The following is a 13,831-nucleotide window of genomic DNA, read 5'->3' on the forward strand; positions in this document are numbered from 1 at the left end:
TATTGATTTATATGGATTTTACAAAAAAGAAAGCCTCCTTTCGGAGGCTTCGGGGGCAACCCCTGGCCAGGGGTTGCCGCTGGCGGCAAGGGCCTTGCCGGCGCCCGGACGGCACCGGCTCGCCGTCATCAGCGCAGGTTGATGATGGTCTGGGTCACCGCATCCTCGGTCTGGATGGTCTTGGCATTGGCCTGGTAGTTGCGCTGGTGGACGATGAGGTTCACCAGTTCGTTGGAGATGTCCACGTTGGACGCTTCCAGCGCGCCGGATTGCAGCGCCCCCAGGGTGCCCGAGCGCGGCGCGCCGACCGCCGGCTCGCCGGACTCCGCGGACTGCACCCAGGAGGTCTTGCCGATCGGCGTCAGGCCCTGGATGTTGGCGAAGTTGGCCAGCACCACCTGGCCCTGCACCTTGGACTGGCCGTTGGTGTAGCGGGCGAAGATCACCCCGGTGTCGTCGATTTCCAGGCCTGCCAGCTGACCGGTGGTGTAGCCGTCCTGGATCGGGTTGCTCTGGGCGAACGCGGTGGAGTACTGGGTGGTCTTGCGCATGTCGAAGGAGATGCCGCTGGCGGCACCGGTCGCGCCATTCCAGGCGTAGGTCGGCGGGGTCTTGCCGTCCGAGGCCGCCGGAATCCAGCCGGTGCCGGGAGTCGGCGGATTGCCGGTGGCCGGGCTGAACTGGATCACGTTGGTGGTCGCGTCGATGCTGAAGCCCGGCCCGCTGGTGCTGCCGTCCGGAGCCCGTACCGAGGTCATCTGGCCGCTGGCGTCGAAGGTGACGTTGAAGCTCATCGGCGTCTTGTTCGACGGGTCGAGCGGATTGACCCCGTCGATCAGCACTTTCATGGTCCAGCTGTTCTCCGGAATCGGCGGGGTCGCATTCGGATCCGGCTCGTTCTTGATGAAGAACTGGCTCATGGTGTGGGAGTTGCCCTGGCTGTCATAGATGCCCAGCGAAGAGGACGAGTTGTAGGTAGCGGCGTCGGACGGATCGAACGGCGTCACGGTCGGCGGCTTCAGCGTCGAGTTGAGGTTGTACGACTGCTGGATGCTCGAGGTGGCCTGCGGCGCCTGATTGGCGCGCTCGACCTTGAGGTCGGTGACCACGCCGTTCTGCAACTGGCCGTTCGGCCCGACGGCATAGCCCTGCAGGCGGTAGCCGTTGTTGTCGACGATGAAATCCTGCTTGTCGGTATTGAAGTAGCCGGCGCGGGTGTAGCTGATCGCCCCGTTGTTGCTGGTGACGAAGAACCCGTTGCCGTTGATGGCCAGGTCCAGCACGCTGTTGGTCGAGTCGATGTTGCCCTGCTTGAACATCTGCGAGACGTCCGAGAGCAGCACGCCGCTGCCCTGCGGGTTGCTGCCCGAACCCAGCACCGAGGCGGCGTAGACGTCGGCGAACTCCGCGCGGGATTGCTTGAAGCCTACGGTGCCGGCGTTGGCGATGTTGTTGCCGGTGACGTTCAGGCCGCTGGAGGCCGCCTGGATGCCGCTCAGGCCGATGTTGAAACTCATGGATAGCTCCTTGCCGGAAACGCCGGCTTACTGGCCGATGATCTGTACTTTGGACAGCGCGATGCTGCCCAGGCCTGCGAGGTTGAGCATCAGCTCGCCGCCGTTCTGCCCCAGGGTGACGCTGTCGACGTTGGCCGGCAGGTAGGTCTGGAGCCCGTAGGTCTTGCCGTCGATCGAGGTCTGCGCCTCGAACTTGTAGGTGCCCGGCGGCATGATGTTGCCGCTGCTGTCCTTGCCGTCCCACATGAAGCTGACGCTGCCGGCAGCCTGCTGGCCGAGGTTGATGCGATTGACCACGGTGCCCTTGTCGTCGTAGACGTTGACCCATACGTTGCTGCTGGAGACCGGCAGGTTGAGGGACGCCTTGAAGGTGTCCTTGGTGTCCACCACCGACTTGTCGGTCGCCACGATGACCTTCCGCCCCACCAGCGACGAGGCTTGCAGGGCCTGCGACGACTGGTAGTTGGAGAGAATGCTCTCCATGCTCTTGTTCAGCGACTGCACGCCTTCCACGGTGCTGAACTGGGCCAGTTGGGCGATGAACTCGCCGTTCTGCTGCGGCGACATCGGGTCCTGGTTCTTCAACTGGGCCACCAGCAGCTTGAGGAATTCGTCCTTGCCAAGGTTGCTGCTGCCCTTGACGCTCTGCCCGGTCTCGGTGGCGCCGCTGCCGGCGGCGCGCTTGCTGCCGTTGACGTTGCCGGTGTTGCTGCTGGTGCCGCTGACGTTATCGATGCTCATGCTCTACTCCGCTCACTGACCCAGGGTCAGGACCTTCTGCATCATCTGTTTGGCGGTATTCATCATTTCCGCGTTGGTCTGGAAGGCACGGCTGGCGGAAATCATGTCGGCCATTTCCTCGACCACGTTCACATTGGGGTAATACACGTAGCCGTTGGCATCCGCGGCCGGATGGTTCGGCTCGTAGCGCGGCATCAGCGAACTCTGGTCCTCGACGATGCCCAGCACCTGCACGCCGGCGCCGGAGCTGTCCTGGTCGGCGAACAGCGAGCCGCTGTCGCCCTGGGCCTGCTGGAACATGGTGGAGAACACCGGATGGCGGGCGCGGTAGGTCTTGTCGACGCTGGAGGAAACCGTCTCGGCGTTGGCGATGTTGCTGGCCACGGTGTTCAGGCGGGTGCTCTGGGCGCTCATGCCGCTACCGGCAATGTTGAAGACACTGGCGAGGGACATGGCGGTTACTCTCCACGCAGGGCGCTGACCAGCCCTTTGAATTTGCTGTTGAGGAAGGTGAAGGACGCCTGGAAGTGCATGGCGTTCTCGGCGTAGTTGGCCTGCTCGATCTGGGCGTCGACAGTGTTCTGGTCGATCGACGGCTGGACCGGGATGCGGTACTGCAGGCTGCCCTCGCCCATGCCGAAACCTTCGGCGGCGATATGCCGCTCGTTGGTGGTGCGGGTGGCGAAGGTACCCTTGGCGGCCTTGTCCTTCTGCTCGGCGAGAACCGCGGCGAAGTCCAGGTCGCGAGCCTTGTAGTTCGGGGTATCGGCGTTGGCCAGGTTGTTGGCCAGCACTTCGGCGCGCTGGGCGCGGAAGCTGAGGGCCTGCTGGTGGATACCGAGTGCTCTGTCGAAACTGATGCTCATGGCTGCGAACCTGTTTGCCGGTGTGGCTTTCGTCGCCAACACTTCAGCAAGGCCCGTGCCAAATTATTAAAAACCTTTATATTCAATAACTTGAATTTATTTAAGGGCAACCCGGAAGCGGCAAGCGGCAAGCCGTTTCCGCTTGCCGGCAAGGGTGGCAAGCCCCTAGAACGGCTTCTCCGGCAAACGAAAAAAGGCCCGATATCGTCGATATCGGGCCTTTCCCATGCTTCCGGCCGCCGGGGACACGGCTCACTCGTGGCGAATGATCCGCTCGAGATCCACCGGTTCGCCGGGATGGGCATGCAGCTTGGCGCGAATATCCTCGAACATCGCATCGTATTCCTTGTGCACCCGGGTGATCGCGCCGAACTTCGGGTGCAGGCCGTGCTTCTGGGCGACCCGCGTGGCATCGCTGGCGAAGTTGAAGGCGGTATCGCGCGGCAGCTCGAAGGAGTCGCTGAACGGCTTGCCGTCGATCTCGCCGTCCATGTCGAAGTGCACATAGGCGCCGGATTCGGCGTTCTGCCGCACCTCGTAGCGGATATGGATATTGATGTCCTGCTGGTCGAGGCCGGGCAGGCTGACCAGATGGAGGTGGCCTGGTTCGAACATGACGAATCTCCTGGTGGGAATCGGAATCAGTCTAGCCAGGGTCGAGCGAAAGAAAACCGCCCTGGATCAGTGCAACGTCGCTTTTTCCGCGCGTTCCTGAATGACCACCCAGGGCGCCACCACCACCGCCCAGAGGGTCGGGTCGCGTTCGAGGAAGTCCTTGGCCGCATCCTCCCCGACCTTGCTCAGGCCGCCGCCGGAAAGCCAGGCGGCGACCTTCTCGCGGTCATCCCCGGCCAGGGCCTCGGCGACTTCCACCAGGTCCAGCGCGGCATCGACCTGGAGCAAGGCGCCACGGGCGAAGAACGGTTGCAGCTCGGCCCAGGAAATGACCGCGGTCTCGCCGAGCAGCTTGGCATAGAGGGTGCTAGTTTGTTCTGTCATGGGATCTACCTGGATTGCATGGGCGCCATGATAACGCCCGCCGGTAGCCCACGACAGCCGAAGGGAAACCGGGCCCAGGGAGGTGATGCAGGTCCGCGCCGTTTTTCTATACGTTTATGTCAACCAGGCGACACGACTCACGGGAGCTCGCCGTGCCGTGCTTTTCAAGCGACGAAGCGCCGCTCTACACTGTACCGGTACAGTTCCCGGGGTCCGTCCATGACGATCACCCGGTCTCCTCCGGCCCCCGCGGCCGCGAGACTACAACAATGACAACACACAAGAAGAGTGGAGCACTATGAAGAAGGGTACTCAGCGTCTATCCCGCCTGTTCGCCGCGATGGCCATTGCCGGGTTCGCCAGCTACTCCATGGCCGCCGACACCATCAAGATCGCCCTGGCTGGCCCGGTCACCGGTCCGGTAGCCCAGTACGGCGACATGCAGCGCGCCGGTGCGCTGATGGCAATCGAACAGATCAACAAGGCAGGTGGCGTGAACGGCGCGCAACTCGAAGGCGTGATCTACGACGACGCCTGCGATCCCAAGCAGGCCGTGGCGGTCGCCAACAAGGTGGTCAACGACGGCGTCAAGTTCGTGGTCGGCCATGTCTGCTCCAGCTCCACCCAACCCGCCACCGACATCTACGAAGACGAAGGCGTGCTGATGATCACCCCGTCGGCCACCGCCCCGGAAATCACCTCGCGCGGCTACAAGCTGATCTTCCGCACCATCGGCCTGGACAACATGCAGGGCCCGGTGGCCGGCAAGTTCATCGCCGAACGCTACAAGGACAAGACCATCGCGGTACTGCACGACAAGCAGCAGTACGGCGAAGGCATCGCCACCGAGGTGAAGAAGACCGTGGAAGACGCCGGCATCAAGGTTGCCGTCTTCGAAGGCCTGAACGCCGGCGACAAGGACTTCAACGCGCTGATCAGCAAGCTGAAGAAAGCCGGCGTGCAGTTCGTCTACTTCGGCGGCTACCACCCGGAAATGGGCCTGCTGCTGCGCCAGGCCAAGCAGGCCGGGCTGGACGCGCGCTTCATGGGCCCGGAAGGGGTCGGCAACAGCGAAATCACCGCGATCGCCGGCGACGCCTCGGAAGGCATGCTGGCGACCCTGCCGCGCGCCTTCGAGCAGGATCCGAAGAACAAGGCCCTGATCGACGCCTTCAAGGCGAAGAACCAGGATCCGAGCGGTATCTTCGTCCTGCCCGCCTACTCCGCGGTCACCGTGATCGCCAAGGGCATCGAGAAAGCCGGCGAGGCCGATCCGGAGAAGGTCGCCGCGGCCCTGCGCGCCAACACCTTCGAGACTCCCACCGGGAACCTCGGGTTCGATGAGAAGGGCGACCTGAAGAACTTCGACTTCACCGTCTACGAGTGGCACAAGGACGCCACCCGGACCGAGGTCAAGTAAGCATCGTTGCAGTACGGAGCCCACGTCACCCACCGTGGGCTTTGTTTTAGTACCCGCATGATTCCGCGAGCGGCGGCCCGGCAAGGGCAGGCGAAGACCGGCAGCGTTCACTCCTGGTGGACGGGAGCGCGGCTTTCCCTGCCTCCCGCCGGCCCGCCGCGCGCCGGATCGTGACGGGTCTCAGCAGCGTTCCGGCCCCACACCCGCGAGCCGAACGTCTACCTGCCGTACAACGGCGGGCGTTTAGCGAGAGAGTCCCATGCCCGAGATTTATCATTACCTACAACAATTGGTTAACGGCCTGACCGTCGGCAGCACCTATGCGCTGATCGCGATCGGCTACACCATGGTCTACGGCATCATCGGCATGATCAACTTCGCCCACGGCGAGGTGTACATGATCGGCTCGTACATCGCCTTCATCGCCATCACCCTGCTGGCGATGATGGGGCTGGACAGCGTTCCGCTGATGATGCTCGCCGCGTTCGCCGCCAGCATCATCGTCACCAGTGCCTTCGGCTACAGCATCGAGCGGGTCGCCTACCGCCCGTTGCGCGGCGGCAACCGCCTGATCCCGCTGATCTCCGCGATCGGCATGTCGATCTTCCTGCAGAACGCCGTGATGCTCTCGCAGGACTCCAAGGAAAAGGCCATCCCGACCCTGCTGCCCGGCAACTTCGTGTTCGGCGAAAGCAGCATGAACGGCGTGGTGATCTCCTATATGCAGATCCTGATCTTCGTCGTCACCTTCCTGGTGATGTTCGGCCTCACCCTGTTCATCTCCCGCTCCCGCCTGGGCCGCGCCTGCCGCGCCTGCGCCGAGGACCTGAAGATGACCAACCTGCTGGGTATCAACAGCAACAACATCATCGCCCTCACCTTCGTCATCGGCGCCGCCCTGGCCGCCGTCGCCGCGGTGCTGCTGGGCATGCAGTACGGCGTGATCAACCCCGGAATCGGCTTCCTCGCCGGGATCAAGGCGTTCACCGCCGCGGTGCTCGGCGGCATCGGCAGCATCCCCGGCGCCATGCTCGGCGGCCTGCTGCTGGGCGTCGCCGAAGCCTTCGGCGCCGACGTGTTCGGCGACCAGTACAAGGACGTGGTGGCCTTCGGCCTGCTGATCCTGGTGCTGCTGTTCCGACCTACCGGCATCCTCGGTCGTCCGGAGGTGGAAAAAGTATGAGCCAGTCCCTCAAGCGCGCGCTGTTCAGCGCCCTCCTCGTGATCCTGGTGTCCTATCCGATCCTCGGCCTGAAGCTGCGCACCGTCGGCATCAAGCTCGAGGTCCTCGGCGCCGATGCGCAGACCCTCTGGACCATCGCCGCGGCCGCCCTGGCCATGTTCGTCTGGCAGCTGTTCCGCGACCGCATCCCGCTCAAGCTGGGTCGCGGCGTCGGCTACAAGGTCAACGGCAGCGGCCTGAAGAACTTCCTCAGCCTGCCGTCGACCCAGCGCTGGGCGGTACTCGCCCTGGTCGTGGTGGCTTTCGTCTGGCCGTTCTTCGCCTCGCGCGGGGCGGTGGACATCGCCACCCTGATCCTGATCTACGTGATGCTCGGCATCGGCCTGAACATCGTGGTCGGCCTGGCCGGCCTGCTCGACCTCGGCTACGTCGGCTTCTACGCGGTGGGTGCCTACACCTACGCGCTGCTCGCCGAGTACGCCGGGTTCGGCTTCTGGACCGCCCTGCCGATCGCCGGGATGATGGCCGCGCTGTTCGGTTTCCTCCTCGGTTTCCCGGTGCTGCGCCTGCGCGGCGACTACCTGGCGATCGTGACCCTCGGCTTCGGCGAGATCATCCGCATCCTGCTGCGCAACATGACCGAGATCACCGGCGGCCCCAACGGCATCGGCTCGATCCCCAAGCCGACCCTGTTCGGCCTGACCTTCGAACGCCGCGCGCCGGAAGGCATGCAGACCTTCCACGAGTTCTTCGGCATCGCCTACAACACCAACTACAAGGTCATCCTGCTCTACGTGGTGGCCCTGCTGCTGGTGCTGCTGGCCCTGTTCGTGATCAACCGGCTGATGCGCATGCCGATCGGTCGCGCCTGGGAAGCGCTGCGCGAGGACGAAGTGGCCTGCCGCGCTCTCGGTCTCAACCCGACCATCGTCAAGCTCTCCGCCTTCACCATCGGCGCCAGCTTCGCCGGTTTCGCCGGCAGCTTCTTCGCCGCCCGCCAGGGCCTGGTGACGCCTGAGTCCTTCACCTTCATCGAGTCGGCGATGATCCTTGCGATCGTCGTGCTCGGCGGCATGGGTTCGCAGCTCGGCGTGATCCTCGCCGCGGTGGTGATGGTGCTGCTCCAGGAAATGCGCGGGTTCAACGAATACCGCATGCTGATCTTCGGCCTGACCATGATCGTGATGATGATCTGGCGTCCCCAGGGACTGCTGCCGATGCAACGCCCGCACCTGGAGCTGAAGCCATGAGCCGACCGATTCTCGAAGTGAGCGGCCTGACCATGCGCTTCGGCGGCCTGCTGGCCGTCAACGGCGTCAACCTGAAGGTCGAGGAAAAGCAGGTGGTCTCGATGATCGGCCCGAACGGCGCCGGCAAGACCACCGTGTTCAACTGCCTGACCGGCTTCTACCAGCCCACCGGCGGCCTGATCCGCCTCGACGGCGAGGAGATCCAGGGCCTGCCCGGCCACAAGATCGCTCGCAAGGGCGTGGTGCGGACCTTCCAGAACGTCCGCCTGTTCAAGGAAATGACCGCGGTGGAGAACCTGCTGGTCGCCCAGCACCGCCACCTCAACACCAACTTCCTCGCCGGCCTGTTCAAGACCCCGGCATTCCGCCGCAGCGAGCGCGAGGCCATGGAGTACGCCGCGCACTGGCTGGAGGAAGTCAACCTTACCGAGTTCGCCAACCGCAGCGCCGGCACCCTCGCCTACGGCCAGCAGCGACGCCTGGAGATCGCCCGCTGCATGATGACCCGCCCGCGGATCCTCATGCTCGACGAGCCGGCCGCCGGCCTCAACCCGAAGGAGACCGACGACCTCAAGGCGCTGATCGCCAAGCTGCGCAGCGAGCACAACGTGACGGTATTGCTGATCGAGCACGACATGAAGCTGGTGATGAGCATTTCCGACCATATCGTGGTGATCAACCAGGGCGCCCCCCTGGCCGACGGGACGCCGGAGCAGATCCGCGACAACCCGGACGTGATCAAGGCTTATCTGGGGGAAGCGTGAGCATGCTGAGTTTCGACAAGGTTTCCACCTACTACGGCAAGATCCAGGCGCTGCACGACGTCAGCGTGGAAGTGAAGAAGGGCGAGATCGTCACCCTGATCGGCGCCAACGGCGCCGGCAAGTCGACCCTGCTGATGACGCTCTGCGGCTCGCCGCAGGCGGCCAGCGGCAGCATCCGCTACGAAGGCGAGGAACTGGTCGGCCTGCCCTCCTCCACCATCATGCGCAAGAGCATCGCGGTGGTCCCGGAAGGCCGCCGGGTCTTCTCCCGCCTGACGGTGGAAGAAAACCTGGCGATGGGCGGCTTCTTCACCGACAAGGACGACTACCAGGTGCAGATGGACAAGGTGCTGGAACTCTTCCCGCGCCTGAAGGAACGCTACGAACAGCGCGCCGGGACCATGTCCGGCGGCGAACAGCAGATGCTCGCCATCGGCCGCGCGCTGATGAGCAAGCCAAAGCTGTTGCTGCTGGACGAACCTTCGCTCGGCCTGGCGCCGATCATCATCCAGCAGATCTTCGAGATCATCGAGCAGCTGCGTCGCGAAGGCGTCACCGTGTTCCTCGTCGAGCAGAACGCCAACCAGGCGTTGAAGCTCGCCGATCGCGCCTACGTGCTGGAGAACGGCCGGATCGTCATGCACGACACCGGCGCCGCCCTGCTGACCAACCCGAAGGTGCGCGACGCCTACCTCGGCGGCTGAGCACCGTCCCGCCGGAGACTTCAGCGCCTACGAAAACGGCCCTCACGGGCCGTTTTTTTATGCCGAGGCGTACCGGCTACAGGCCGTAGCGCTCGATAGCGTCCAGGTGCGGCTGGGTGTCGACCTCCGCCGCTTCCGCCAGGCGCAGCCAGCACATGCGGTGCGGCCATTGCCCGGTGGCCTCCTGCAACGCCTGGTGCAGGTCGCGCGGCGCCTGCTGCGCGGGTGTCGCGACGGTGAAGTAGATCGCCCGCAGTTCCTCGCCGCTGCTGGCATCGGTGACCTGGTAGTCGCGGTTGCTGTGCACCCAGACCTTCCAGCCGCGCGCGTCGAGCGTTTCGCGGAAGGCGTCGAAGGCCTCGTCGCCCGGATAGACGCCGTCCACCAGCCAGCTCGGCGAGTAACCACCGCTCTCGAGGACGTGCACCACCGCATAGGTGGGAACGAAACGCTTGCGCTCCTCCTCGTCTTCCGGAGCCGGATAGATCAGGCCGGCGTCGAACACCACCCAGTCACCGACCCGCTGGCTGCGATTGCCCGGCGCGTTCTCGAGGACCCGCGCGGTCACCGGGCCGGTGCGCCGGGCGTAGTAGTCGAGCGCCTCGCCATCCTCGATGTAACGGACGATCACCCAGCCCCAGTCTTCCTCGATCGGTCCGTCGCCGGCGGCGAACTCCATGCCCATGCCGGCAGCGACCTCGCGCAGCATCGTCCAGTCGCGCGCGGCGCTGGCGGCGGTCATCTGGTCCCACTGCACCGACTGCGGCTCCTCCAGCTTGCCGGCCAGACGCTGGTAGGCCAGCGCCGCCTCGGCGAAGCGATCCTGCTCCATCAGCGCCTTGCCCAGCAGGCTGTGGGCTCCCAGCGAGCCGGGAGAAATTTCCAGCACCGATTGGCAGGCGCGCTCCAGCTCCGGCCAGTCGTTGAGTTTCTCGGCCAGCTTGACTTCGCTCCACAGCGCGATCAGCGGCACGCTGTCGGCGTAGAGCCGGCCGAGGCGCTTGACCTGGTCGTACTCGCCGCGCGCCAGCAAGGCATTGAGCAGGTAGTAGGCCAGTTGCTGCTCCTCGTCGGTGTGGCGCTCGACGTACTCCCAGAGCAGGTCGATGGCCTCGTCGTCGGCGGAGCAGGCCTGTAGCGCCGAGGCGGCCACTTCGCGCAAGGCGGTGTCGTCGGGCCGCTCGGCCAGCGCCTGGAGCAGCCACTGCACTTCTTTCTCCGGGTTGCGCGGCGCGTCTTCGCTGCCCTGCGCAGCCAGCCAGTCGAGCAACTCCGCAGCCGGCACCGGCAGCTCCTGCTGCTGCGGCGCGGCATCGATCTCCTCCCTCAACCCGGCGAGCAACTGGCTGGCGCCCCGATCGCGCTGCAACTGTTGAGCATGCTGTTCGGCCAGCGCCAGGTGGCGCCTGGCGCTCCATACCGAACCGCGTTGCAACGCGAGGCGGATGGCCTGGCTGGCAACATCGATGACCACCCGGTGCGCGCCCTTCTGCGAGTAGTGTTCGAGCATCTGCTGCAGGCGCCCGCCGAAGTCCCAGGTGTTGCGCTCAGGGGTCCGTTGCAGCAGCAGGTAGACCGCGCGCAGCCAGATCGTACGGTAGCGCGGGGCAATCTCGGAGAACGGCAGCAGCGCCTCCAGGGCCTCCTCGTCGCGCCCCAGCAACGCCAGGCCGTGGGCCTTGTACAGGCGCCGCGGCTGGCTGATGTTGTTCCACTCCGCGCCCTCGACCTTCTCCTCCATCTCGCCGATCAGGGCCAGCGCCTGTTCCGCGCGCCCCAGGTTCAGCAGGATCGCCACGCGCATCTCCAGGAGGCTGTCGAATACCTCCTCGCCGGCGGCGAGGATCTTCTTCTCCTGTTCGGCCAGGAAGGCCAGGGCATCTTCGCCGCGCCCGTCGTCGAGCAGCGCCTCGGCCTTCTCGTTGCTCAGGCAGTGGAAGCAGGCCCAGGTCGGGTCGATCCGCGCCAGGGTCTCGTCGCACACCTCGATGCGTTCCTCCACCCAGCCCGGGCCGTCGACGTTGGCGTAGCACGACGCCAGGTCCTGGGTCACGCAGACCGACTGCGGGCAGGCCTGGGTGTCGTCGCGGTTGGCCAGTTCGAACAGGGAAACGGCGTCGGCCAGGGCGGTCTCACCCTCCAACTGGTTGCCGACCCGGTTACGCATCTCCCAGTGGCGGACGAAGATTTCCAGCCACGGGTTGTTCAACGTCCGGCTCAGCGCCTTGACCTCCGGCAACAGCGCCTCGGCGCGCTCCACCTCGAGGTCGCAGACGTACGCGGTGAGTTCGTCGATCAGCCGCGCACTCTGCTCCTGGCCGGCCTCACGCAGGTCGGCGCGGAGCTTCTCCACCCAGTTCCAGATATCCATATGCTTCAGTCTCCATCAGGCGTGTTGCGAATTTTCTTATTGCTCCAGCAGGCGCTTCACCGAATCGGCGAGTCCGGCCAGGGCCTGGTTCAGCGAGGTCGCGGGCTGGCCGCGTCCCTGTCCGGCGATGATCACCTTGAACGAGCGCAACAGCAGCGCCGCATGGGCCGCTTCGCCGCGTTCCTCGCCGACGGCCGCGAGCAGCGCCTGCACCGCCGGATTGTCAAGGTTGACGTAGAGCCGGCTCGGCTGGCGATTGTCGAGCTTGCGGGTGAACTGCCGGGCCAGGCGCAACGCCGCGGTGGAAATACGCTTGTCGGCCTCGTCGTCCTCCAGTCGCCGCTTGAGTTCGGCGTCGCGGTCGGGCACCACCACAAGCGGCAATTCCTCGGGGCTGAAGCGGGCGATCACCAGTTGCTCCTCGGCGCCGCCCAGGTGTTCGGCCAGCCAGCCGGTCTCGCGCTCGGGCAGTCGGTCGAGGCGGAACAACTGGCGGTTGCCCTGCTCGGTGCCCAGCTCCACCAGGCGCATCCCCTTGGCCTGCGCCCAGCGACGGAGGAAGGGTACCACCGCATAGCGATTGCCATGGGCCACCGGTACGCCCATGGCACGGAACAGCATTTCCTCGAAGCCGCTGTCGTTTTCCAGCAGCACATGCACCGCTCCGCGCGAAAGGAGTTCGGAAGCCGGGAGGTCGCCCTGGGAGGTGGGTACGCGCAGGCTGTCCATCATCAGCGCGAACAGACGCTCGTCGCACAACGCCGCTCCCAGCAGGGCCTCGTTGTGCCGCAGCAGGACCCGCCGCCAGGCCTCCGGCTGCTGCCGCGCCACCTCGCCGAGCCCGGCGATCAGCGCCTCGGCCAGCGCATGCTGGATCGCCGCGTAATGGTCGTCACGCTGCAGGTCCTCGCGGCTGGCGGTGGGCGTCAGGCGGTTCGACTCGATCACCCCGCCGACGAACCCGGCCCAGGACGGCAGCAGGTCGCGGGCGTCATCGTCGAGCAGCATGCCGCGAAGGAATACCGAGAGATTGCGGTTGTCGCTGGTGCCATAGGTGCCGCCGTCCTGGATCCACAGCAGACCCTGCACGTCGACCCGCTCGTCCGGGCGCACCGGCAGGCAGCAGATCGGTTCGAAGTCATGTTCGAAACGCGCGGCGAACTCCAGGTCGCGGCGCTGCCGTTGCAGCGGGTGCAGCGCGGCGTCGGCGGCCAGCCGCCACGGCGGCGGCTCCGGGTTGATCGGCTGGGCGTCGCCGCCGACGTGGATCGGCTCGCGCAACAGCACGCAGTAGCGTTCAAGGATCTCGCGCAGGCGCGCGGCCTGGGTCAGCGCACTGTATTCGTCCTGCAGTTCGAGGGTGATCTCGGTGCCTACCGGGCGCGCCGGCATCGGCGTCACGCTGTATTGCTCGGCGTTGCTGGAGACGTAGCAGAAGCCCAGCTCCGGCTGCTGGTAAGACGTGGTCCGCACGCTGACCCGGCGGGCCAGGACGAAAGCGGAGAGGAAGCCCAGGCCGAACATGCCGATCAGCCCGCTGTCCTCGTGGCCGGACTGGCGCAGTCCGCGGGTGTAGCCGACGCCGACGGTGGCCAGGTAGGCGTGGATTTCGTGTTCGGTGAGGCCGGCGCCGGTGTCGACGATGCGCACGGTGTTGCTGGCGCTGTCGCCGATCACCTCGATTCGCGACGGCCCTTGCCAGTCGGGCTGCTCCAGGCGGCGACGGAGGATCGAGTCGTGGGCGTTCTGCACCAGCTCGCGCAACGCCACGGTGGGCGTGGAATAGAGGTGCTTGCTGAGCACCGACATCACGCCGTTGAGGTCGACTCCAGCGCGACGGATCTGGGGAGTGTTCGATTGCGGAAAGCTGCTTTGCATGTCCCTATCCAAGCGTTCGATGAATGGCGTCCGCTCGCGCGCGAGCGGTCCGGTGCGGGATTCTGCCACGTTCCGTCACGTTCCTTGTGCAACGGCGTGCCCGCGATGAGCTTCAGGCCGCACGGAAGCGGCCCGGAG

The 13,831-nt window shown here is 65.5% G+C and carries 13 protein-coding genes; 5 read left to right on the forward strand and 8 right to left on the reverse strand.

Annotated elements, in window-relative coordinates; genetic code table 11:
• Positions 1 to 128 precede the first annotated feature (128 nt).
• From flgE to VQ067_RS20670, 6 genes are all read right to left on the reverse strand, one after another.
• Positions 129 to 1,517 carry a flagellar hook protein FlgE gene (gene flgE, locus VQ067_RS20645; RefSeq protein WP_003086405.1) on the reverse strand — a complete coding sequence of 463 codons (1,389 nt, stop codon included), beginning with the start codon at positions 1,515 to 1,517 and terminating at the stop codon, positions 129 to 131.
• A 27-nt stretch (positions 1,518 to 1,544) separates the two neighbouring features.
• The gene (flgD, locus tag VQ067_RS20650) at positions 1,545 to 2,258 is read right to left on the reverse strand and encodes a flagellar hook assembly protein FlgD (RefSeq protein WP_003082153.1); all 714 of its coding nucleotides are present in this window, start codon (positions 2,256 to 2,258) and stop codon (positions 1,545 to 1,547) included.
• Between the two features lie 12 nt (positions 2,259 to 2,270).
• Positions 2,271 to 2,711 carry a flagellar basal body rod protein FlgC gene (gene flgC / locus VQ067_RS20655; RefSeq protein WP_003082150.1) on the reverse strand — a complete coding sequence of 147 codons (441 nt, stop codon included), beginning with the start codon at positions 2,709 to 2,711 and terminating at the stop codon, positions 2,271 to 2,273.
• Between the two features lie 5 nt (positions 2,712 to 2,716).
• Positions 2,717 to 3,124 (reverse strand): flagellar basal body rod protein FlgB, encoded by a 408-nt coding sequence (gene flgB / locus VQ067_RS20660; RefSeq protein WP_003082144.1) that lies wholly within the window; start codon positions 3,122 to 3,124, stop codon positions 2,717 to 2,719.
• A gap of 252 nt (positions 3,125 to 3,376) precedes the next feature.
• Positions 3,377 to 3,739 (reverse strand): DUF5064 family protein, encoded by a 363-nt coding sequence (locus VQ067_RS20665; protein ID WP_003082140.1) that lies wholly within the window; start codon positions 3,737 to 3,739, stop codon positions 3,377 to 3,379.
• Positions 3,740 to 3,805: 66 nt separating this feature from the next.
• Positions 3,806 to 4,123 carry a DUF2288 domain-containing protein gene (locus VQ067_RS20670; protein ID WP_003086400.1) on the reverse strand — a complete coding sequence of 106 codons (318 nt, stop codon included), beginning with the start codon at positions 4,121 to 4,123 and terminating at the stop codon, positions 3,806 to 3,808.
• Positions 4,124 to 4,421: 298 nt separating this feature from the next.
• Between VQ067_RS20670 and VQ067_RS20675 the strand changes: the two genes are divergently transcribed.
• From VQ067_RS20675 to VQ067_RS20695, 5 genes are all read left to right on the forward strand, one after another.
• A complete protein-coding gene (locus VQ067_RS20675) occupies positions 4,422 to 5,543 on the forward strand; it encodes a branched-chain amino acid ABC transporter substrate-binding protein (RefSeq protein ID WP_003086396.1) in 1,122 nt (373 codons plus the stop codon).
• Between the two features lie 259 nt (positions 5,544 to 5,802).
• Positions 5,803 to 6,726: a high-affinity branched-chain amino acid ABC transporter permease LivH gene (livH, locus tag VQ067_RS20680; protein WP_003086391.1), complete on the forward strand. Its 924-nt coding sequence runs from the start codon at positions 5,803 to 5,805 to the stop codon at positions 6,724 to 6,726.
• Positions 6,723 to 7,976, forward strand: coding sequence for a high-affinity branched-chain amino acid ABC transporter permease LivM (locus VQ067_RS20685; protein WP_003082131.1), 1,254 nt, complete (start codon positions 6,723 to 6,725; stop codon positions 7,974 to 7,976). The genes livH and VQ067_RS20685 overlap by 4 nt, the downstream gene beginning before the upstream one ends.
• Complete coding sequence (livG, locus tag VQ067_RS20690; RefSeq protein ID WP_003082125.1) at positions 7,973 to 8,740, forward strand: high-affinity branched-chain amino acid ABC transporter ATP-binding protein LivG; 768 nt, start codon at positions 7,973 to 7,975, stop codon at positions 8,738 to 8,740. Before VQ067_RS20685 ends, livG begins: the two co-directional genes overlap by 4 nt.
• Positions 8,741 to 8,742: 2 nt before the next feature.
• Positions 8,743 to 9,444, forward strand: coding sequence for an ABC transporter ATP-binding protein (locus tag VQ067_RS20695; RefSeq protein WP_003086389.1), 702 nt, complete (start codon positions 8,743 to 8,745; stop codon positions 9,442 to 9,444).
• 76 nt (positions 9,445 to 9,520) lie between these two features.
• Here the strand turns inward: VQ067_RS20695 and VQ067_RS20700 are convergent, their stop codons facing one another.
• Positions 9,521 to 11,815 (reverse strand): hypothetical protein, encoded by a 2,295-nt coding sequence (locus VQ067_RS20700; RefSeq protein ID WP_003082116.1) that lies wholly within the window; start codon positions 11,813 to 11,815, stop codon positions 9,521 to 9,523.
• A 36-nt stretch (positions 11,816 to 11,851) separates the two neighbouring features.
• On the reverse strand, positions 11,852 to 13,762 hold the full coding sequence (locus VQ067_RS20705; RefSeq protein ID WP_074241287.1) for an ATP-binding protein: 1,911 nt from the start codon (positions 13,760 to 13,762) through the stop codon (positions 11,852 to 11,854).
• Positions 13,763 to 13,831: the final 69 nt, after the last annotated feature.

It is taken from the genome of Pseudomonas sp. KBN12P06040 (assembly GCF_037574965.1).
GTDB classification, from domain to species: domain Bacteria; phylum Pseudomonadota; class Gammaproteobacteria; order Pseudomonadales; family Pseudomonadaceae; genus Pseudomonas; species Pseudomonas aeruginosa.

What these genes read in the sequence shown, in the direction of transcription:
- VQ067_RS20670 (WP_003086400.1), bottom strand. Translation starts at nt 4,123, where the DNA reads ATGACAGAACAAACTAGCACCCTCTATGCCAAGCTGCTCGGCGAGACC.
- VQ067_RS20695 (WP_003086389.1), top strand. Translation starts at nt 8,743, where the DNA reads ATGCTGAGTTTCGACAAGGTTTCCACCTACTACGGCAAGATCCAGGCG.
- VQ067_RS20675 (WP_003086396.1), top strand. Translation starts at nt 4,422, where the DNA reads ATGAAGAAGGGTACTCAGCGTCTATCCCGCCTGTTCGCCGCGATGGCC.
- flgD (WP_003082153.1), bottom strand. Translation starts at nt 2,258, where the DNA reads ATGAGCATCGATAACGTCAGCGGCACCAGCAGCAACACCGGCAACGTC.
- flgB (WP_003082144.1), bottom strand. Translation starts at nt 3,124, where the DNA reads ATGAGCATCAGTTTCGACAGAGCACTCGGTATCCACCAGCAGGCCCTC.
- flgC (WP_003082150.1), bottom strand. Translation starts at nt 2,711, where the DNA reads ATGTCCCTCGCCAGTGTCTTCAACATTGCCGGTAGCGGCATGAGCGCC.
- flgE (WP_003086405.1), bottom strand. Translation starts at nt 1,517, where the DNA reads ATGAGTTTCAACATCGGCCTGAGCGGCATCCAGGCGGCCTCCAGCGGC.
- VQ067_RS20665 (WP_003082140.1), bottom strand. Translation starts at nt 3,739, where the DNA reads ATGTTCGAACCAGGCCACCTCCATCTGGTCAGCCTGCCCGGCCTCGAC.
- VQ067_RS20685 (WP_003082131.1), top strand. Translation starts at nt 6,723, where the DNA reads ATGAGCCAGTCCCTCAAGCGCGCGCTGTTCAGCGCCCTCCTCGTGATC.
- VQ067_RS20700 (WP_003082116.1), bottom strand. Translation starts at nt 11,815, where the DNA reads ATGGATATCTGGAACTGGGTGGAGAAGCTCCGCGCCGACCTGCGTGAG.
- livH (WP_003086391.1), top strand. Translation starts at nt 5,803, where the DNA reads ATGCCCGAGATTTATCATTACCTACAACAATTGGTTAACGGCCTGACC.
- livG (WP_003082125.1), top strand. Translation starts at nt 7,973, where the DNA reads ATGAGCCGACCGATTCTCGAAGTGAGCGGCCTGACCATGCGCTTCGGC.